The organism is Sinomonas mesophila (assembly GCF_001999765.1).
In the GTDB taxonomy this organism is placed as follows: Bacteria; Actinomycetota; Actinomycetes; order Actinomycetales; family Micrococcaceae; genus Sinomonas; species Sinomonas mesophila.
Genome location: NZ_MTIC01000029.1, coordinates 1 through 20,003 on the forward strand (window position 1 = coordinate 1; position 20,003 = coordinate 20,003).

A 20,003-nucleotide genomic window follows, 5' to 3' on the forward strand; every position below is an offset into this window, starting at 1 on the left:
CGGGGTGTCGATGCGCTCGACGAGCGCGTCGAGCGCCTTCTGGAGGCGGTTCACAGCTGTACTTGTCATGATTCGTTCTCCGCTATACCGCAGTGATGATCATCTGGATCTCGACCGGGGTGTTGAGCGGCAGCCCCGCAACGCCGATCGCGGTGCGGGAGTGCCGTCCACTCTCACCGAGGACCTCGATGAGAAGCTCGCTGGCCGCGTTGGCGACCTGCGACTGGAGGCCCCAGTCCGGCTGGCTGGCCACGAAGACGAGCATCTGGACGATCCGGACCCGCTCCAGGTCTCCGACCGCCTGGACAGCGGCGGCGAGGCAGTTGAGCGCAGCGTGGCGCGCGAGCTCCTTGCCGGTCTCCAGATCGACGTCCCGGCCGACGACACCCTGGCCCAGCAGCACGCCGTCCTTGAACGGCAGCTGGCCCGAGATGTGGATGCTCTCGCCCACCGCATTGTGGTGGACGAAGTAGGCGTTGCCGTCGAGGTCGGGCAGCTCCAAGCCGAGGGCCTGGAGCCTTTCCGTGGCCGTCTCGCCCTGGACGGTCTGGGGGAGGGGGAGGGTCATGCCGCCACCGCCTTGCTTCGGATCATCGTCTCAATGGCTCCGCTCAGGAGGCGTCGGGACGCGGCAGGCCGAAGAGGACGGGGAGGTCGGCGATGTCGGTGATGCGCTCGTAGCCGAGCCAGTGCTCGTCGTGCTCGAAGCCGCGGTCCACGTACACCTTCTTCTCGATCCCCATGATGGCCGCCGGGCGGTGGTCGTACATCGGGCTCGCGGAGACGTGCACGATCTCGTCCGGGGTCACGCCGAGCTTGTCGAACATGTACTCGAACGCGGCGAGGCGCGGCTTGTAGCAGCCCATCTGCTCGGCCGTGATGATGACCTCGAACGGGGCCTTGAGGTTCGCCGCAAGCTGCTCGGCAACCGCGGTGTCGCTGTTGGTGATGATGACCAGCGGGACGGCCTCGGCCAGGCGGTTCAGCGCCGCCGTGACGCCGGGGTAGGGGCCCCAGGTGGTGATCCGGTCGTAGACCTCGCGGGCCTCGTCGGCGCGGAACTCGAGGCCCACCTTGCGCGAGGCGCGCTCCATGGAGTCGGCGACGATCTGGTGGAAGGGCTTGTACGCGCCCATGCACTCGTCGATCCGGTAGGCCTTGCAGATCCGCAGGTACTCGTCGGCGACCTCGGCTGGCAGCCGGTCGCCGAGGACGTCGCGCATCGTGTCGTTGATCGCGAACTTGATGAGCGTCCCGTTCATGTCGAACGTGACGAACTTCGGCAGGGTGTCGAATGCCATTGGGTGCCTCCGAGGGTCTGTTGGGGCCAGGTTGTCGATTGTCGACGAACTCTCTGTCGATTGTCGACGATACTCGTGGTTCCCGGAGGCTGTCAATGATGAAGCGGGACGTCTCAGGGGGCTGGATCGGACCCGCCGGGGGCGCCCGGCAGCGCCTACTGAGCCCGGAGCGCTGACTGGAAGTGGCGCACGAGTTCCTGGCGGAACTCCTCCGTGTCGCCCTCGAGGGCGACAGTGGCCAGCCGCTCGTGCTCGACAGCAATGTCGTGCAGGTCGCTGTAGGAGCGGTGGTCGGTCGCGAGGTACAGGCGCAGCTTGTTCTCCCAGCTGTTCCACATGGACTGCAGGACGCCATGCCCCGAGAAGTCGTAGAAGAGCCTGTGGAAGCGGAGGTGCGCGTCGATGCTGGCCGGAATGTCGTTGTTCTCGGTGGCCGCGTGCAGTTCCTCAATGATCTGCTTCAGCCTGGGCCGCTCCGGACCACGCAGCGCCGGGGCGGCGAGCTCGGCGGCATGCGGTTCGACGAGCGCGCGCACCGAGGCGATCTCAGCGACCTCCTGGGCGCTCACCTCCACCACGAAGGATCCGCGGTAAGGGATCTTGACGATCAGCCCCTCCTCCTCGAGCTTCGTCATCGCCTCGCGCAGGGGAGACCGGCTGATTCCGAGGTCTGCGGCAATATGGGTCTCGCGCAGCTGTCCCCCGGGAGGCACGGTTCCATCCAGGATGGCGGTTCGCAGCACACCGTAGACGCCGTCGGGTGTGGTGGTTCGCTGCGCTTGCCACGTGAACGTAGGGCCCATCCCTGCCTCCTATTGTCGACTGTCGATTATACCGCTCTGGGACACCGGCGTTCGATAGGGGCTCACATGGGAAGCCTGCTACACGACGCCCCGCCCAGGCGGCGAACATTAAGGATCTGTTCACCTGACGTTTCCCTGACCTCTGTACGGTCCCACGGGTACCGGGTGGGGGCCCCGGGCAGCCGAGCCCCCAGCAGGAAGGTCATCCGGGCATGGGCAGACGAAGCTCCACCCCACCGAACAGCCGCGCGGCACGCCGCCGGCGCGCCGCCCTGCCGTGGGCGCGCGACGTCGTCATCCTCGCGATCGTCGCCGCGCTCGCCGCCGGCGCCGTGCTCTGGTTGCCTCCGCTCTACGAGGCACTTACGGTCAACCGCCTCCCGAAGCAGACCGCTCGGCTCACCACAGACCAGGCCGCCCCGCCCCTCGAGCCCGACGCTCCGCCGTCGAGCCCCGGCGCGGGCCCCTGCACGCGGCTCAACGTCCTCGCCTCGCCCGAGAACGAGGCCGCCGTCCGCGCCGTCGCGGCCGTCTACCATGGCGCCCAGCGCAACGCGGGCGGTCGGTGCGTGGACGTCGCCGTCACCGCCCGCAAGTCCGGGCTCGCAGCCGACGACGCGGCACGCGGCTTCGCGGGCTTGCCTCCCGACCAGCGGCCGGCGCTCTGGATCCCGGACTCGTCTGCGTGGCCATCCGTCGCGCGCGGCGCGGGAGAGCAGGGCGCTGCCATAGTCCCTGAGTCCGGCGCTGGCATCGCCATGACCGCCATCGCACTGGCCATGCCCGCAGACATGGCGGCGGCCCGAGGCTGGGACGCGGCACCCCCGACGTGGGCCGACGTGTACAAGGCGGCCTCCGATGCGCGCGGCTGGGAGCGCGCCGGGCACCCCGAGTGGGGGTACTTCAAGCTCGCCAAGGGCAGCCCGGCCATGTCCAGCGCGGGCCTCTTCGCGCTCGCCTCCGCGTACGGCTCAGCGGCCGGGCACCTCGATCGCCTCACGACGTCGGACCTCGGCTCGGACTTCGTCGCCTCCCAGGTGCGCCTCGGCGAGCTCGCGACGAGCAGCTACGTGGCCTCGCCCGGGCACTTCCTGCACTCCGTCCGCGATGCCGCGGACGTCACGGCGGTCTCCGGGAAGCTCTCGGCCATGATCGCGGACGAGAGGTCCGTGTGGGAGTACAACCGCGGCGTCACGAGCCTCGACGGGATGAGCGCCGCGAACGGCGCGCCGCCCACCGTCCCGCTCACCCCGTACTACCCTGCCGACGGCGTGTACACCTCCGAGTCCCCAGCGCTCGTGCTCAACGCCGCCTGGGTCGGGGACGCCCAGCGTGCCGGCGCCGATGACTTCGTGCGGTTCGCCCGCACCGCCCAGGGCCAGGCCGCCGTGCGCGCCGCAGGGTACCGCGACATCCGCAGCGAGGCTGACCCCGAGGTCGCCGCGGCCGGCCGCTACGGGACGGCGACGAAGGTGCTCGGGCCGCTGCCGAGCGAGCTCGCCGCCGGCCTGCAGAAGGGCTTCGCCGCGGTCCGCAAGCCCGCGCGCGTGCTCTTCACGCTCGACGTCTCCGGCTCGATGCGGGACGAGGCAGCCCCGGGCGTGACGAAGATCGAGGCCGCGAAGGACGCCGTCGAGGGCTCGCTCGGGCTCTTCGGCTACGAGGACCAGGTGGGTGTGGCCGGCTTCTCGAACTGGGATGGCGGGCCGCTCGTGCCCGGCGTCGTGCAGCCCCTCGCGAGCGTCAAGTCCATGCGAGAGAGGATCACGGCGAAGATCCGCGGCCTCGAGCCCATGTACTACACGCCGCTCTACGAGGCCGTAGGCCTTGCCGTGGACACCGTGTCCGAGGGGTATCGCCCGGACGCGCTCAACGCCGTCATCCTCCTGAGCGACGGCACGAACGACACCACGCGCAAGGGCACCCTCGAGGAGGCGATCGCGCGGCTCGAGCAGGGCCAGGCAGCGGGCCGGAAGGTCAAGGTCTTCACGCTCGCCTACGGCGACCAGGCGGACACCGATGCCCTCCGCCGCATCGCCGCAGCCTCGGGCGGGCAGTTCTTCGACGCGACGGACCCGAGCCGCATCAAGGACGTCTTCAAGGATCTCGCGAGCAGCCTCTGAGGCGTAGGCTCGTGGCATGCCGAAGAGCCGCACGCGCAAGCCGAAGAACACCCGCCCGAAGACCTCGACGGCGCCGTCCGTCTATGAGGGCAGACGACGGAGCGTGGGCCTGCTCATCGACCGCCTCACGCCGGAGTACGTCGCGTGGGCGTCCCGGGGCGAGGACGACGTCGCGGCCTTCGCCGCCGGCCAGCTCGGCATCGTCAAGGCATTCGTCACCGTCGTCCAGACGTTCTCCGACGGGGCCCCGAACCTGCGCCTCGACCCAGAGCACGTGGCCGGCTTCCTCCGGCCCTTCCTCGACGATGTCGCGTCCATGTCCGAGGACGAGAGCACAGCTCTGGACGACCAGCGCTACGTCGTCGGGACGCTCATCGACTGGCTGAGCTTCCTCGAGGAGACCGACCGCTGGGAGGGCACGGCCGAGGACCTCGCCGCGGTCTCGGAGCTCCTCGACGCCGAGGCCGAGGCGCTCGGCGGGATCGTCGACGCGACCCCGCGGGACAACCTGCCGCAGGCCACCGAGGAGGAGGCAGCCGAGTTCGCCTCCCGTGCCCCGTTCGTGACCCGCGCGAAGGCCCTCCTCGACTGGCTCGGCCCCGGCCGCGAGGCCGACGACGACGGCGCCCTCCCGCCGTCGGCCCTCTCCCAGGCCGGGGGCATCGTCGGGTCGGAGGCGCGGGCGCGGCGTCTGTGGGAGGCGATGCTCGCCGCGGAGCTGGTGATGCTCGACGGCGGCGTGGCCCGCCCGGGCGAGGGGGCCGCGGACCTCGGGGCGGCGGACGCGATGGGCCGGCTGGAGGCGCAGTTCCTCGCCACGGAGCTCGTCATCGCGGCCTGCTCGGCGACGCCAGGGTCTGAGGGGGACAGCGCCGCCCGGATCCTCGAGAGCGTCCTGGCCCGCGGAGTCCAGCAGGAGCCGTTCCCGCTCGAGGACATCGCCTCCCTCGGCTCGGAGGCCAGCGAGGACCTCGGCCTCGAGGAGGAGCTGGGCCCCGATGCCGCCGAGCAGCTGCGCAGTATGGGGGAGATGCTCCTGGCCGAGATCCGCGAGCTCGAGGAGCTCGGTCTCGTCGACACCTCGGACGGCATGGTCGCGGTCCCCGTCGCCGCGCTCGACGCCGTGTACGACGCGGTGCTCGACGACGAGGTCTACGATCGCTATGGCGACGAGGACGACGACAGCGAGGACGCCGGGGACGACGACGGCGAGGAGTAGGTCAGGCGTTGCCCTCCTGGCGGCGGACCCGCTCGATGTACGGCCGCGACTTCTCGAGCCCGCTCTCGAGGGCGTGGACCGTGCCCTCCATGCTCTTGGCCGCCTGCGAGCGGAACGTGTCGATCGCGTCCATCGTGGCGTAGATGTTCGCGAAGGCCTTCTCGAGCGTCTGCACCGAGACGCCCGAGGTCGTGGCCTGCTGGTGGATGCGCCCGGTCTGGTCCTTCAGCATCTCTGAGGTCCGCAGGATCATGTTGTTCGTCGTCGTGTTGATCGCGTCGATCTGGTCGAGGACGAGCTTCTGGTTGGCGAGCGCCTGCGCGACGATCACGGCCGTGCGGAGGGCCGAGATCGTCGTCGTGCGCGCCCGGTCCACGCCCTTGATGAGCTCGTTGTTGTTCTTCCGGATCATGTCGATCGCGAGGTAGCCCTGGACCGAGACGGCGAGCTGGGTGAGGATGTCCTGGCGGCGCTGGCGCACCGGGAACAGGACGTCCGCCTCGAGCTGCTGCGCGTGCTCTGCCTGGCCCTGGGCACGGACCTGGTCGATCTTCTCGACCGTGGCCGTGTCCAGCTCCTGCGCGAAGACGGCGTACTCGGAGAGCTGCTGCATCGTCTCCCAGAGCGTGGTCTTCTCCTGCGCGAGCGAGGCGTTGTCCTTCATGAGCTCGTCCTGGCCAGCCATGAGTGACTTGATGATCTTGTCGAGCTGCGTCTGGGCCGACTCGTAGCGCTGGAAGTACTTGGCGAGCTTGTTCCCGCCGGGGATCACGCCGAGGATCTTCCGGCCCACGCTCAGGTCGGCCTGGTTCGGGGTGAGGTCCTCGACCGTCGAGCGGAGGTCCCCGAGCGTCGAGGCAACGTGCATCTGGGCGCTGTTGCCGGTCTTCTTCGCACTCGCGAAGGAGGTGCTCGAGCGCTCGAGCATCCGGTTCGACGCGTCCGAGGACGCGACCATCTCCCGCCCCGCGAAGCGGTTGAGGCCCTCGACCTTCTGCGCGAACTCCGGGCTGCGCGAGTCCATCGCCGCGATCTCGGCGACGAACGCCCGCGCCTGGGTGCTGATCTCGCTCTTGCGCTCGGCGGCGACCGGGACCATGCCCGGGGCCTCCTCCTCCTTGACCACGGGCGCGGGCTCGGGCGCCTGGAGGACGAGGGCCTGCTGGGTCTCGGTCGGGTCCGGAGGGGTCAGTGAGATGGACATCGCGTGCTCCTTGCTCGTGGTCGTCGTCCGGGGGTCAGGTGACCGTCAGCCGAGGTTCACGCCGAAGTCGGAGGCCACGCCCGCGAGTCCGCTCGCGTAGCCCTGGCCGATGGCCTTGAACTTCCACTCGCCTGAGTGGCGGTACAGCTCGGCGAAGATCATGCAGGTCTCGGCGGCGGCGTCCTCGGACAGGTCGTAGCGGACCACCTCGGCGTCGGTGGCCGCGTTGAGGATGCGGCAGTAGGCGCCGCGGACCATGCCGAAGTTCTGGCGCCGCGCCTCGGCCTGGTCGATGCTCACGACGACGACGACGCGCTCGACGTCGGCGGGAACGTTCGCGAGGTGGACCTGGATCTGCTCATCGTCGCCGCCGCCCTCGCCGGTGCGGTTGTCGCCGAGGTGCGCGACCGACCCGTCGGCGGACTGCTTCTGATTGTAGAAGATGAAGTCCGCGTCGGAGCGGACCTTGCCGTCGGCGCCCAGCATGAGGGCCGAGGCGTCGAGGTCGAAGGAGTCGCCCGTCGTCGTGCGCGGATCCCAGCCGAGGCCGACGATCGCGTTCGTCAGGCCCGGGTCGGTCTTGGTGAGGGAGAGGTTGCCGCCCTTGGAGAGGGACAGTCCAGCCATGTGATGCTCCTTTGTTGGGGTCGAGGGACCGGTCAGTCGAGGACGATCCCGAAGTCTGTCGCGATGCCACGCAGGCCTGAGGCGTAGCCCTGCCCGACAGCGCGGAATTTCCATTCGACGCCGTGGCGGTAGATCTCGGAGAAGATCATGCAGGTCTCAGAGGCCGCGTCCTCGGTGAGGTCGTAGCGGACGACTTCCTGGCCGGAGTCGTCGTTGACTACGCGGCAGAACGCGCCCCGGACCATGCCGAAGTTCTGCCTGCGGGCGTCGGCCTGGTCGATCGAGACGATGATGACGACCTTCTCGACCTCGGGCGCCACGAGTGAGAGGTCGATCATGATCTGCTCGTCGTCGCCCTCGCCGACGCCCGTGCGGTTGTCGCCCTGGTGCACCACCGAGCCGTCCACGGCGGCGAGCTGGTTGTAGAAGACGAAGTCGTCGTTGCTGCGGACCCGGCCCGCGGAGGTGACCAGCAGCGCGCTCGCGTCGAGGTCGAAGGACTCGCCCGCCGTCGTGCGCGGGTCCCAGCCGAGCCCGACCATGGCGCGGGTCAGGCCCGGGTCGGCCTTGGTCAGGGACAGGTTGCTGCCCTTGCTGAGCGAGAGGCTCGCCATGTCTGCTCCTTCCTGGGCGCGCGGATCAGAGGACGGCCGCGGCGGGGCCCACGAGGTCCCCGACCGTGCGCCCGTTCGCGGGCTGGCCGACGGCGGTGAACGTCCAGGCGGCGCCCTCGCGGGACAGCTTTGCCATGATCATGCCGGTGGACGGGCCCTGTTCGGTGAGGGTATAGCGCGCGACCTCGGGGCTGCCCGCGACCGAGTCGTCGACGACGCGGCAGAAGGCATTCTGCACGCGGTCGAACGTCTGCTGCGAGTAGCTCGTGATGACGAAGACGATGTGCTCGACCTGGCCGTTGACGGCCGGGAGGTTGACCGCGATGACCTCGTCGTCGCCCTCCCCGGCCCCCGTGAGGTTGTCGCCGGTGTGGCGCACGGAGCCGTCCTTGCTCGCAAGCTGGTTGAAGAACACCGTGTCGAGGGCCTGCCGGCCGGCGTTGTAGAGGATGGCAGAGGCGTCCAGGTCTACCTCGGACTCGCCGCCGCCGAACAGGCCGCCGAAGAGGCCGCCCTTCTTCTGCTGCTGGACGGCGTCCCAGCCCAGGCCCAGGCGGACCTGGCTCAGACTCGTGCCGTCCTGCTTGGTCAGCGAGAGTCCCTGGCCCTTCTGCAAGCTCAGTCCCACAGTGTGCTCCTTCGTCGGTTCTTCTTCGTGGATGGATGTCTGGCGGTTCAGTCGGGTCACGGGAGGGCGGCCGGCTCGGGCTCGGCCGCCCGGCGTTGGTTTCGCCGGATGGAGGCGACGAACGAGGCGCCGATGAAGAAGACTCCGATGAGGCCCGTGATGACCTCGTTGACGTGGATCCCGATCGTGATGAGGAGGATGACGGCGAGGGCGCCAATGGCCCAGTGTGCGCCGTGGTCGAGGTAGACGTACTCGTCGAGCGTGCCCTGGCGGACGAGGTAGACGGTGAGGGAGCGGACGAACATCGCGCCGATGAGGCCCAGACCGAGGGCGATGATGATCGGGTCCGAGGTGATCGCGAAGGCGCCGATCACGCCGTCGAACGAGAATGAGGCGTCGATCATCTCGAGGTAGAGGAAGAGCATGAACGCCGCCTTGCCCGAGACCTGAACGGCCGTGTTCGGGCCCGTCGCGGTGGGGGTGCCAGCCTGCTCCGGGATGTTCCCGACGTCGATCTCGCCGACGTCGATCTCGCCGCTCTCGTCGACGGCGAAGAGCTCGCCGAGGCCCTTGACGAGGAAGTACGTGACCATGCCGAAGATCCCGGACATGAGCACCGTGCCGCGGATCTCGTCGCCGGAGAGCTGGCCGATGATCGCCAGGGCGAAGAGGCCGACGACGAGCGAGGCGCCGTTCATCTTCCCGACCTTCGCCAAGGGCATCTCGAGCCAGTGCAGCCACCGGATGTCCCGCTCCTCGAAGAAGAAGTCGAGGAAGATCATGAGCAGGAACATGCCGCCGAACGCGGCGATCTGCGGATGCGCCTCGTGCAGGATGTAGGCGTACGTGCCGGGCTCTTCGATCGGTCCCTTCTCGAGCGCGAGCTGCACAGCCTGTACCGGGTTGAGCTGCGCCGTGAGCCCCACGATGAGCAGCGGGAACAGCACGCGCATGCCGAAGACGGCGATCAGGATGCCCACGGTGAGGAACATCTTCTGCCAGAACGAGTTCATCCGCTCGAGGATGCGCGCATTCACGACGGCGTTGTCGAAGCTCAGGCTCGCCTCGAGGATTCCCAGGACGAACGCGAGGAAGAGCGCTTGCGAGCCGCCGTAGACGAAGGCCACCACGAGCGCGGCGATGCTCACGGCGAAGGACCAGCCGAAGGTTCTCAGAAACACAGCGCGGCGCCTCCTCGTCCAGGCCCGGGGTGCCGGGCGGCATCACAGCATCAGCTGCCGACGGGCCCAGGGATCCCACGGGGGCGGGTGCCCCCAAGACCAGCCACGGCCCATTATGTCGTGGGCCACTGACAGTTTCGAACCCCGGCTGAACCTCATCAGATCCGCGCAGCCTTCTTGGGGTCCAACGGGGGAGCGTCTGGGCAGGTTCCCGGCCCCGCGCCGCGTCCGCGAGCCGGCCCCGCGCCGCGTCCGCGAGCCGGCCCCGCGCCGCGTCCGCGAGCCGGCCCCGCGCCGCGTCCCCGGGCCGGCCCCGCGCCGCCGTCGTCCGCGCTACACCTGCACGGGACGGCGCCGCCGCGCCGCCGCGAGGCGCTTCCCGAGCAGCCCCTGCCGCGGGGCGAGGAGGTACACGAGCGTGAACGCGATGCCCTGGACGAGCACGATCATCGCGCCCGAGGCCGTGTCCGCGTAGTAGCTCACGTAGATGCCCACGATCGCGCACGCGGCCGAGACGGACGGGGCGATGACGAGCATGCGCGAGAAACGGTCGGTCAGGAGGTACGCCGTGGCGCCGGGGATGATGAGCATCGCGACGACGAGGACGACGCCGACGGCCTGGAGAGCGACCACAGCCGTGAGCGCGAGCAGGCCCAGGAGCGTGGCCCCAAGCAGCCGCGGGCTCAGGCCGATCGCGTGCGCGTGGGTCGGGTCGAAGGCGTAGAGCGTGAAGTCGCGCCGCTTGAGCACGAGGATCGCGAAGGTCACGGCGCCGAGGATGAGCACCTGCCACAGGTCCTCCCAGCTGACGCCGAGCAGGTTGCCGAAGATGATGTGGTTCAGGTCGGTCTGGCTCGGCGTGACGGAGATGAGCACGAGCCCGAGCGCGAACAGGGTCGTGAAGACGATGCCGATCGCGGCGTCCTCCTTGACCCGGCTCGTTCCGCGCACCGCGCCGATGAGCGCGACGGCGAGGAAGCCGAACACGACGGCACCGAGCGCGAAGGGCGCGCCGAGGATGTAGGCGAGCACGACGCCGGGCAGCACCGCGTGCGAGACGGCGTCGCCCATGAGGGACCAGCCGATGAGCACGAGCCAGCACGAGAGGACGGCGCACACGATCGCGGCGACGACCGCCGTCGCGAGCGCGCGGGTCATGAACTCGTACGAGAGCGGCTCGGCGACGAGCTCGAGCAGGTCCATCACGCCTTCCCTCCCAGGACGTCGAGGCCGAAGGCCAGGGCCAGGTTCTCCGCTTGGAGCACCTCGGACGGATCGCCGTGCATGAGCACGCGGTGCAGGAGCAGGACGGCCTCGTCGGCGAGCTCGGGGAGCGCGTGGAGGTCGTGGGTCGAGATGAGGATCGTCGCGCCGTCGTCCGCGAGCTCGCGCAGGAGGCGGGACATCGTGGCCTCGGAGCGCTTGTCGACGCCGGCGAACGGCTCGTCGAGCAGGAGCACCGAGGCGCCTTGGGCGATCCCGCGGGCCACGAAGGCGCGCTTCTTCTGCCCGCCCGAGAGCTGGCCGATCTGCCGGTCGGCGAACTTCGTCAGCTCGACCCGCTCGAGGGCCGCGTACACCGCCTCGTGGTCCGCCGCCTTGGGCCGGCGGGTGAGGCCCATGCCGCCGTAGCGGCCCATCATGACGACGTCGCGCACCGAGACGGGGAAGTCCCAGTCCACGCCCTCGCTCTGCGGGACGTACCCCACGACGCCGCGGCGGCGCGCCTCCGCGGGCGAGCCACCGTGCACGCGCACCCGGCCGCGGTCCGGCCTGACGATGCCCATGATGGTCTTGAACAGGGTGGACTTCCCCGAGCCGTTCATGCCGATGAGCCCGCAGATCCGGCCGGATTCGAGCGAGAGGCTGGCATTGTTCAGGGCGAGGACGTCACCGTAGTGCACGGTGACGTCGGCGACGTCGACGGCGGGCGCGGCGCCGCTGGCAGAAGCAGCCGGGAACGGGTGCGTGCTCATGGTTCTCAGCATCCTCTCTCGCCCCTCACTATGCCGAGCCGTTGCTCAGGCCGGCGAGGATGGTCTTCACGTCGTGGCGGATGAGGTCGAGATACGTCGGGACGGGCCCGCCGGCCTCGGAGAGCGAGTCGACATACAGGACGCCTGCGAGCTCGGCGCCGCTCGCGGCCGCGACCTGCTCCATGGGCGCGTGGCTCACCGTGGACTCGCAGAAGACGGCGGGGACCTGGTTGGCCCTGACGAACTCGATCGCGCTCGCGATCTGCTGCGGGGTGGCCTGCTGCTCGGCGTTCACGGCCCAGATGTACTTCTCGGTCAGGCCCGCGTCCTTGGCGAGGTACGAGAAGGCGCCCTCGCACGTCACGAGTGCGCGTTGGTTGCGCGGAAGGGCCGCGAGGCCGTTCACGAGCTCGTCCTGGACCTTCTGCAGCTCGGACTTGTAGACGGAGGCGTTGGCCCGGTAGGCGTCGCCGTTCGCCGGGTCGAGCTCAGCGAAGGCCGCGGCCATGTTGTCGGCATACGTCTGCACGTTCTGCGGGGACATCCACGCGTGGGGGTTGGGCTTGCCGGCGTAGGAGTCCTCGGCGATGTCGACGGGCTCGACGCCGGCGCTCACCTGCACGTGCTTGACGTCCAGGTCCGCGACGAACTGTCCGAACCACGCCTCGAGGTTGAGCCCGTTGTCGAGGATGAGGTCGGCCTGCGCGGCCTTCTTGATGTCCCCGGGGGTGGGCTCGTAGCCGTGGATCTCCGCGCCGGCCTTGGTGATCGACTCGACCCTGAGGTGGTCCCCGGCGACGTTCTGCGCGATGTCCGCGAGGACCGTGAAGGTCGTCAGGACGACTGGCCGGTCGTCGTTGCCCGCGCCGCTGCCTGCACCTCCGCTGGCCCCGCCGCAGGCCGTGGCTAGCAGGGCGGCGGAGAGGAGGGCGGCGAGTAGTCGGGCACGGGACCAGGGACGCCTCAGGGCGCGGAACGACGCTGTACGCATACGGCAAGGATAGGTTTAGGAGTACCTCGGAACAAATTTCGGCTCACCGAAAAGTTGTATTACCCACGGCTGCCGCTGGGCTGGATGGATGCTCATCCACAGGGCGCACGACGGCGTGTCCTCCACATGCGCTTCGGCACCTCTCCCGGGCTGCCCGGGGTAGCGCGAGCGTGGCCTCATGGACTTCCCCCTTCCGCATCCTGGACCGTGGCTCGCCTCCCAGGTCGCCGAGAGGCTCGGCTCAGGCAGGGCTGCCGAGCGGCTTGTTCAGGGGGGCCTGCTCGTGCGGATCGCGCACGGGCTGTACTACCGGCTCGACGCATGGCATGCCCTCGGCGCGAAAGAGCGTCACCTCGTGACGCTCCGGGCGCACTTCGACCACCACGCGCGGCTGTCGGAGCCCGGGTTCGTCTACAGCCACCTCAGCGCCGCGAGGCTTCACGGCCTGTCACTCTGGAAGCCAGACGAGTTCATCCACGTCACCGTTCCGCGAGCTCCGGGCCGGTCCCGATACCGGCCCGAGGTGCGTCCCCACGCCGGCCACCTTGGCAGCGAGGACCGGTGCCTGGTGTCCGGGCTGCCGGCCACTGCCCTCGAAAGGACGATGGTGGACAGTGCGTGCATTCTCCAGCGCGGCGCCGCGCAGATCATCATCGACCACGGGCTGCGGCTGGGCGCCGAGCCGGCCAGGCTCGAGGCCCTCCTTGACCGTGCGTCGGGCCAGCGGGGCGTAGTGACAGCGCGTGCGGCCATTGCCCTTGGCTCGACACTCAGCGAATCGCCCGGGGAGAGCCTTCTGAATTGGCAGCTGAACAGCATGCCCGTGCCCACGCCGCACCAGCAGATCGAGGTGGCGACGCGCGCGGGCCGGGTGCGCGTGGACACGGGGTGGCCGGCCATCCGCCGCGGCATCGAGTTCGACGGCCGCGTCAAGTACTTCGCCTACGCTCCGACCCCGGAGGTGCTGCTCCGGGAGCGGCAGCGCGAGAAGGCCCTCATGGAAGAGGACTGGCGGCTGCTGCGTCTTGTCTGGGCCGACCTGTTCGACGAGGCCGAACTGCGGCGGCGCGTCGACCGGCTGCTGGCGTCCTAGGCCTCTCTTCGAGGCCGCAGGTTCGACGCGACAACGTAGCGTTCTGCAGGGGATTCACCGGGGTGTCGTGCGGAGGCTGCGAGTTCGCGATGCGAAAACGTCGAAGCCGGGCGCGGGCCGGCCGGCGGCGGTCCGCGCCCCGGTAGACTGGGCTGCCGTGCCAGCTGCCTCCCCGAGTTCCCCCACGCCGCCAGCAGCGGAGTCGGACGGCGCGGCATCGGCCGAGACGACCAGCCCGAACCGAGCCCCCGCCGCACACACGGCTCCCGGCACGCACTCCGCCATGCCCGCGCCGCCCGCCGCCCACCCCGCCGCACCCGGCAGTGTGCCCGGCGCCGCGCCGTCGTCCGCCACGCTCGCGCGGCTTGCCGAGCTCGAGTCGCTCCACCGCGGACCCGCGTGGGCGCTCACGCGCTCGGCGCCCTGGACCATCGCCGCGCTCCAGACGGCGTTCACGCGCAACCGGCCGCAGGTCGGCCTCGAGGAGCTGCACGAGGAGCTCGACGGCTTCCTCGAGGACCTGCGCGCCCGCGACGCCGCCGCCGGCACCCCCGTGACGGCCGGCACCGCGACGGGGCGCGCCGTCGCCGACGACTGGACCCGGCGCCGCTTCCTGACCCGCCGCGCACAGGGCGGGCGGATTGTCTACGAGCTCACCGAGGCCGCCGCCCGCGTCCTCGCGTTCCTCGAGGCCCTCTCCTCCGACCGCTCGACGCTCACGGGCTCCCGCCTCGGGACGCTCCTGGCCGACGTCGAGCGCCTCGCACGCGAGACCAACCCGGACACGTCCGCCCGCATCGAGGCCCTCGAGGCCGAGATCGAGGAGCGCCGCGAGCTCGTGCGGGCCCTGCGGACCGGCGAGCAGACGGCCGGGCTCGACGACGAGAACGCGCTCGAGGCGGCCGAGAACATCCTCGACCTCGCCGGCGGCCTTCCCGCGGACTTCAAGCGCATGCGCGCTGCGCTCGAGGAGTCCGTGGGCCAGCTGCGGAACCAGATCATCGAGGAGTCGCTCAGCAAGGGCGCGACCATGGCCCAGGTCCTCGAGGCGGACCGCCGACTGCGCGCCTCGAGCGAGGGCCGCACGTTCCGCTCGTTCACGGCCTTCCTCGAGAACCCCGAGCAGCAGATGCGCTTCCGCGCCGCGATCGCCGAGGTCCTCTCGCGCGACTTCGCGGACGGGCTCGGGCACGAGGAGCGCGAGACGCTCCGCCACCTCGTCGCCGAGCTGCGCGAGGCCAACACCCAGATCCAGCGCATCTACGGCAAGCTCTCCGAGAGCCTCAACACGTACGTCCAGAGCGACGACTACCGCCAGTCCGTGCGCCTGCGCGAGGCGATCCGCCGCGCCGAGCAGGCCGTCCGCCGGCTCCCGTACGTCCGCGAGGAGTCCGGCTTCGCGCCGGCGCCCGAGCTCTTCGGGGGCGAGTTCGAGTCGCTGTCCATGGTCAAGCTCTTCGACCCGGACGAGCTCGCCCCGCCGCCCCGGCTCGCCGAGCCGATCAGCTTCGGCTCCGAGGACCGCGTCCGCTCGGCCCGCACGGCGAAGGCACGGGCGGCGGCACTGCGGGAGGCGCTCGACCTCGCGCTCGCCGACGGCGGCGGCCGCGCGACCCTGCCCGAGGTGTGGGAGCGCCTGCCCGCGGGGGAGCAGCACATCAACTCGATCCGCGCGCTCCTGTCCGAGCTGCTGCACCGCGGCGCGGACTTCGACCGCGGGGCGTGGGGGCCGCTCGAGTTCGGCCAGATCGACGGCTCCCGCCGCACCGCCTACCTGCCGTCCGTCACCGTCACCGCTGGAGGGGAAAGCTGATGCCCGAGGACAACGCACCGGTGGCCGAGGTGGACTCGGCGGCCGAGCCGGATCCGCCCACCGTCCCGGAGCCCGCGCACGACGCCGACGGCCCGGGCCCGCTGCCCGGCCACCGCACAGGCGAGCCGACGCGCCCGGTCCGCCCCGCCGTCGTGCTCTACGACGGCGACACGGGCGAGCTCACGCTCAAGGTGCGCCAGGTCCTCGTGCGCCTGCTCAAGGGCCCGTACCTCGACGGCGGCCGCGACGAGAAGGGCTGGACCACGCTCCTGGACCACGAGGATGTGCTGCGCTCGCGGCTTTCGGAGCTGTTCCTGCGGCTGCAGATCGACCACGAGCGGAAGATCGCCGTCCTGCGCCCCATCGACCCGGAGCTGCTCGGGACGGCCTCGCGCTCCACGGTGCTGCGCCAGCAGCGCGCGCTGAGCCGCGTCGAGACGATCCTGCTCCTGCGGCTGCGGCTCCTGCTCGACCGCCACACGGCCGCCCAGACCGAGCCGACGGTCACGCTCGAGGAGCTCGCCGACGTCGTCGCCCACTACCGTCCCGCCGAGGAGCAGGACGCCCTCCGCGACGCCGACACCGTGGCCCGCGCCGTCGCGAAGCTCCAGGCCCGTCGCCTGCTCCTCCCCACCCCCCTCGAGGACGTCTACCTCATCTCCAACGCCCTGCCCCTCGCCCTGCCGTTCGAAAACATCGGGGACGTGACGCGGCACCTCGAGTCGCTCGCCGCAGGCCCGGCGCACGACGGCGGGCTGGCGCACGACGGCGGGCTGGCGCAGGCCGGCGGGCAGCTCGCCCTCGGCGACGACGCCGCGGAGGACGCCGCAGGCCCCCGTCTCGGCGGCCCAGACCCCCACCTCGGCGAGGATGAGGAGGCCACTGCGTGAGCATCGCGACCATGCTGCCGCTCGGCACCGAGGTCAACCCGGGGCAGTACCGCCTGTCCCTCGTCCAGATCGTCAACTGGGGCACGTTCCACGGCGCGCACACGATGCACGTGGACCGCAACGGCACGATGCTCACGGGCAACTCGGGCGTGGGGAAGTCGACGCTCTTCGACGCGATCGCCCGCGTGTTCGACGCCCGCCCGCGCTCGAACGAGGCCGCCGCGGCCCGCGCGGGCTCGAGCGAGGACCGCCGCACCACCTACACCTACATGCGCGGCAAGGTCGGCGACGTCGCGGTCGGCGAGGGCCAGGCGAGCGCGTTCCAGCGCCCCGGCGCGACGTGGAGCGCCGTCGCGCTCACCTTCGACAACGCCGCGGGCACGCGCCACACCCTCTCGGCGCTCTTCGACCTGCCCAAGAACGGCACGGAGTCGAGCCTGGGCCGCTTCTACCTCATCGACTCGGCGCCTCTGGACGTCCCCGCCGTCGAGGGGGTCGCGGACCGGCGGTTGACGCGCTCGGCCCTCGAGGCGCTCTTCCCCAGTGCCCAGGTCTTCGACGTGCACAAGGCCTTCGCCGAGCGCTTCCGCCGGCTGCTCGGCATCTCCAGCGACCAGGCCCTGCCGCTCCTGCGCGTCATCCAGGCCGGCAAGGGCCTCGGCGGGAGCGTCAACAGCTTCTTCCGCGACCAGGTCCTCGACCCGCCGGCCACCCTCGCGGCCGCGGACGAGGTGGTTGAGGAGTTCGGCAACCTCATGTCGATCCGCGCCCGGCTCGAGGACGTGCGGCTCCAGCGCGACCAGCTCTCGCCCGTCCCGGCCCTCAACCGGGAGCACGCCCAGGCCCTCGCGGAAGCCGAGCGGCTCCGCGGGCTCGCGGCAGGCCCGTTCGACGCCGTCCGGCAGGCGCACGCCGTCGCTGTCCACGAGCGCGCGCTCGCCGACGTGCGCACGCGCGCCCAGGCCAAGGCCAAGGAGCTCTCCGCCGAGCGGCACCGCCGCGACGCGCTCGCGAAGGAGCTCCGCTCGCTCGAGAACGAGTACAACAACGCCGGCGGCAACCAGATCTCCACCCTCGAGCAGGCCCGCGAGAACGCGGCCGTCGGCCTGCGGCTGCGCCGCGAGGTCGAGGCAGCGGCCAAGGCCGGGATGCACGACGCCGGGCTGCAGCTGCCGTTCTCGGCCGACGGGTGGGCGGACGCGCGCCGCCGGGCCGCCGAGGCCCTCGAGGCGACCGAGGGGGACACGGCCGCACTCAGGGAGGCGCGCTTCGAGGCGTTCGACGCGCACGCGACCGCCAAGCGCGAGCTCGCCGAGGCCCGCCGCGAGCTCGCCTCGCTCGCCGAGCGCAAGAGCCTCCTGCCGCCGTCGGCCGTCGAGAACCGTGCCGCGATCGCCGCAGCCCTCGGCATTGCGGAGGAGGAGATGCCGTTCGGCGGCGAGCTCATCGACCTCGCCGAGGAGCACGAGCGCTGGCGGCCCGCCGCGGAGCGGGCGCTCCGCTCGCTCGCGACGACCCTGCTCGTCCCCGGCCGGCACTTCGCGGCGGTGACCCGCTACCTCGACGGGAACGCGATCCGCGGGGCCCTGCGCGCCGTCGACCTCTCCGCGCGGGTGCCGGGCGCCGAGCTCGCCCTCGAGGACGCGCCCGAGGGCGACCTCCTGACCAAGCTCCAGATCCTCCCCGGAGAGGCGGGCGACTACCTCCGGGAGCGGATCGCCGCCGACTTCGCCTACGCGTGCGTCGAGGATCCCGACGAGCTCGCCGGGGTCGAGCGCGGGGTGAGCCTCGGCGGCGTCGTCAAGCGGGGCCGCGGGAGCGTCGAGAAGGACGACCGCTTCGCCGCCCGCGCCGACTTCGTGCTCGGCTTCGACAACGCGCCGAAGCTCGAGCTCCTCGCCGCGCGCGTGCTCGGGCTCGAGGCCGCTCTCACTGAGGCGGCGGAGGCCGCGCAGGCGAGCGAGGACTCGCACCAGGGCCTCGCCCGCCGGCTCGAAGCGCTGCGCCGGGTCGCCGAGGACGCGCGGGCCTGGGAGGAGGTCTCGTCCGAGGTCGCCGAGGAGGAGCTGCACCGGATCGAGGCACGCCTCGAGGACGCCCTCGCCGCGCAGAGCGACCTCGAGCCGCTGCGCGCCAAGGTCGAGGCGGCCCGCGCCGAGCACCAGGGCTCGACCGAGGCCGCGGCCGTGCTGCAGAGCGAGTACCGCCAGCTCGACGCCCAGCTCATGAGCGCCGACCGCCTCCTCGAGGCCGCGCGCGCCCGCCTGGCCGAGGCCCCGCCGTCGGACGCCGCCCACGAAGTGCTCTCCCCGCTCTTCGCCGAGGCTGGCGAGCCCGAGGACCAGCACGACCTCGACCGGATCGCCGCCGAGGTGCACGCCCGGATCGTCGCGCAGGTCCACGCCGCCGAGAGCCGCGCGCAGACCGCCGCCGAGAAGCTCACGCGCATCTTCGAGCAGTTCCAGCGCGACTGGGGCTCGGTCGTCTCGGCGGACCACGGCGTCTCCGTCGCGGCCGCGGAGGCGTTCGAGGCCCGCTACCACCAGATCGTCTCGGAGGGCCTGCCCACGCAGGAGGCGCAGTTCCGCGAGTTCTTCGCCCAGCGCACGCACGAGTCGTTCTCGACGCTCCTGCATCTGCTCGACGAGGAACGGCGCGGCATCTCGCAGCGCATCCTGCCGCTCAACTCGATCCTCGCGGGCGTCAACTTCCACGAGGGCTCGTACCTCGAGCTCGACATCCGCCAGACCGTTCCGTCCTCGGCAAGGCAGTTCAAGGACGCGATCGTCTCGGCGCTCACGGCGCGCCATGCGCACGACGGCGGGGGGCCAGCCGGCGCTGCGGCCGCTGCGGGTGCCGCTGCTGCTTCGGGCGAGGACGCGCTGACCATCCGCTACAAGACGCTCGAGGCGCTCGTGAAGCGGCTCGCCTCGCACACGCCCGAGGACCGGCGGTGGCGGGCCGAGGTGCTCGATGTGCGTACTCACGTGTTCATCTCGTGCAAGGAGCACCGCGTGTCGCGCTCGGGGGACGGGGAGGTGCGGGATGAGGTGTTCGTGCACGCGGACACCGGCTCGATGTCCGGCGGCGAGCGGCAGCGCTTCACGGCGTTCATCATGGCGGCGGCGCTGAGCTACCAGCTGGGGATCGCGGAGCAGGGGTTTACGAGCTACGGGACGGTCATGATGGACGAGGCCTTCGTGCTCGCGTCCGAGGAGTTCGCCGGGGCGGGCATCTCGGCGCTGCACGAGTTCGGGTTCCAGCTCCTGCTCGCGGCGCCGGAGAACGTCATCGACCTCTCGCGGTACCTCGGTTCCGTCACGGAGATCCTCCGGGACAAGCGCACGAACCGGTCGGGCCTCATCGAGGGTGGGCCGTCCGGCCTGTCCGGCGACGGCACAGGCCCGAGGTCCCAGGCCAACCCGGTGGACATCATCCTCCGCTAGGAGGACGCAGGGTCACGTCCCAACGTTGCGGGGTCACCTCTCAACGATGCGGGGTCACGTACCAAGGATGCGGGGTCACCTCTCAACGATGCAG

General features: G+C 71.0%; 17 protein-coding genes. 6 read left to right on the forward strand and 11 right to left on the reverse strand.

Annotated elements, in window-relative coordinates:
- Positions 1-82: 82 nt before the first annotated feature.
- From BV907_RS16900 to BV907_RS16910, 3 genes are all read right to left on the reverse strand, one after another.
- Positions 83-568 (reverse strand): RidA family protein, encoded by a 486-nt coding sequence (locus BV907_RS16900; RefSeq protein ID WP_077490919.1) that lies wholly within the window; start codon positions 566-568, stop codon positions 83-85.
- Between the two features lie 43 nt (positions 569-611).
- Complete coding sequence (locus BV907_RS16905; protein ID WP_077490920.1) at positions 612-1,301, reverse strand: haloacid dehalogenase type II; 690 nt, start codon at positions 1,299-1,301, stop codon at positions 612-614.
- A 155-nt stretch (positions 1,302-1,456) separates the two neighbouring features.
- Positions 1,457-2,104: a GntR family transcriptional regulator gene (locus BV907_RS16910; RefSeq protein WP_077490921.1), complete on the reverse strand. Its 648-nt coding sequence runs from the start codon at positions 2,102-2,104 to the stop codon at positions 1,457-1,459.
- A gap of 212 nt (positions 2,105-2,316) precedes the next feature.
- Here BV907_RS16910 and BV907_RS16915 point away from each other — a divergent pair, with 212 nt between their 5' ends.
- Positions 2,317-4,227 (forward strand): vWA domain-containing protein, encoded by a 1,911-nt coding sequence (locus BV907_RS16915; protein WP_077490922.1) that lies wholly within the window; start codon positions 2,317-2,319, stop codon positions 4,225-4,227.
- A gap of 16 nt (positions 4,228-4,243) precedes the next feature.
- Positions 4,244-5,446 (forward strand): hypothetical protein, encoded by a 1,203-nt coding sequence (locus tag BV907_RS16920; protein ID WP_077490923.1) that lies wholly within the window; start codon positions 4,244-4,246, stop codon positions 5,444-5,446.
- Position 5,447: 1 nt separating this feature from the next.
- Here BV907_RS16920 and BV907_RS16925 read toward each other — a convergent pair whose 3' ends face one another.
- The 8 genes from BV907_RS16925 to BV907_RS16965 all read right to left on the reverse strand — a co-directional run bounded on the left by BV907_RS16925 (position 5,448) and on the right by BV907_RS16965 (position 12,667).
- Entirely contained in the window at positions 5,448-6,650 is a 1,203-nt protein-coding gene (locus BV907_RS16925; RefSeq protein ID WP_077490924.1) for a toxic anion resistance protein, read from the reverse strand.
- Between the two features lie 45 nt (positions 6,651-6,695).
- Positions 6,696-7,277: a TerD family protein gene (locus BV907_RS16930; protein WP_077490925.1), complete on the reverse strand. Its 582-nt coding sequence runs from the start codon at positions 7,275-7,277 to the stop codon at positions 6,696-6,698.
- Between the two features lie 32 nt (positions 7,278-7,309).
- On the reverse strand, positions 7,310-7,891 hold the full coding sequence (locus BV907_RS16935; RefSeq protein ID WP_077490926.1) for a TerD family protein: 582 nt from the start codon (positions 7,889-7,891) through the stop codon (positions 7,310-7,312).
- Positions 7,892-7,916: 25 nt separating this feature from the next.
- A complete protein-coding gene (locus tag BV907_RS16940) occupies positions 7,917-8,519 on the reverse strand; it encodes a TerD family protein (RefSeq protein ID WP_077490927.1) in 603 nt (200 codons plus the stop codon).
- Positions 8,520-8,575: 56 nt separating this feature from the next.
- On the reverse strand, positions 8,576-9,700 hold the full coding sequence (locus BV907_RS16945; RefSeq protein ID WP_077490928.1) for a DUF475 domain-containing protein: 1,125 nt from the start codon (positions 9,698-9,700) through the stop codon (positions 8,576-8,578).
- 333 nt (positions 9,701-10,033) lie between these two features.
- Positions 10,034-10,903, reverse strand: coding sequence for a metal ABC transporter permease (locus BV907_RS16955; RefSeq protein WP_077490929.1), 870 nt, complete (start codon positions 10,901-10,903; stop codon positions 10,034-10,036).
- A complete protein-coding gene (locus BV907_RS16960) occupies positions 10,903-11,676 on the reverse strand; it encodes a metal ABC transporter ATP-binding protein (protein ID WP_077490930.1) in 774 nt (257 codons plus the stop codon). Before BV907_RS16960 ends, BV907_RS16955 begins: the two co-directional genes overlap by 1 nt.
- 28 nt (positions 11,677-11,704) lie before the next feature.
- Positions 11,705-12,667, reverse strand: coding sequence for a metal ABC transporter substrate-binding protein (locus tag BV907_RS16965; RefSeq protein WP_077490931.1), 963 nt, complete (start codon positions 12,665-12,667; stop codon positions 11,705-11,707).
- A gap of 178 nt (positions 12,668-12,845) precedes the next feature.
- On the opposite strand from BV907_RS16965, the gene BV907_RS16970 reads away from it, so the two are divergent.
- The 4 genes from BV907_RS16970 to BV907_RS16990 all read left to right on the forward strand — a co-directional run bounded on the left by BV907_RS16970 (position 12,846) and on the right by BV907_RS16990 (position 19,909).
- On the forward strand, positions 12,846-13,760 hold the full coding sequence (locus BV907_RS16970) for a hypothetical protein (RefSeq protein WP_077490932.1): 915 nt from the start codon (positions 12,846-12,848) through the stop codon (positions 13,758-13,760).
- Between the two features lie 325 nt (positions 13,761-14,085).
- Entirely contained in the window at positions 14,086-15,573 is a 1,488-nt protein-coding gene (locus BV907_RS16980; protein WP_077490934.1) for a DUF3375 family protein, read from the forward strand.
- On the forward strand, positions 15,573-16,463 hold the full coding sequence (locus BV907_RS16985) for a DUF4194 domain-containing protein (RefSeq protein ID WP_077490935.1): 891 nt from the start codon (positions 15,573-15,575) through the stop codon (positions 16,461-16,463). The genes BV907_RS16980 and BV907_RS16985 overlap by 1 nt, the downstream gene beginning before the upstream one ends.
- Positions 16,460-19,909: an ATP-binding protein gene (locus BV907_RS16990; RefSeq protein WP_077490936.1), complete on the forward strand. Its 3,450-nt coding sequence runs from the start codon at positions 16,460-16,462 to the stop codon at positions 19,907-19,909. Before BV907_RS16985 ends, BV907_RS16990 begins: the two co-directional genes overlap by 4 nt.
- Positions 19,910-20,003 lie beyond the last annotated feature (94 nt).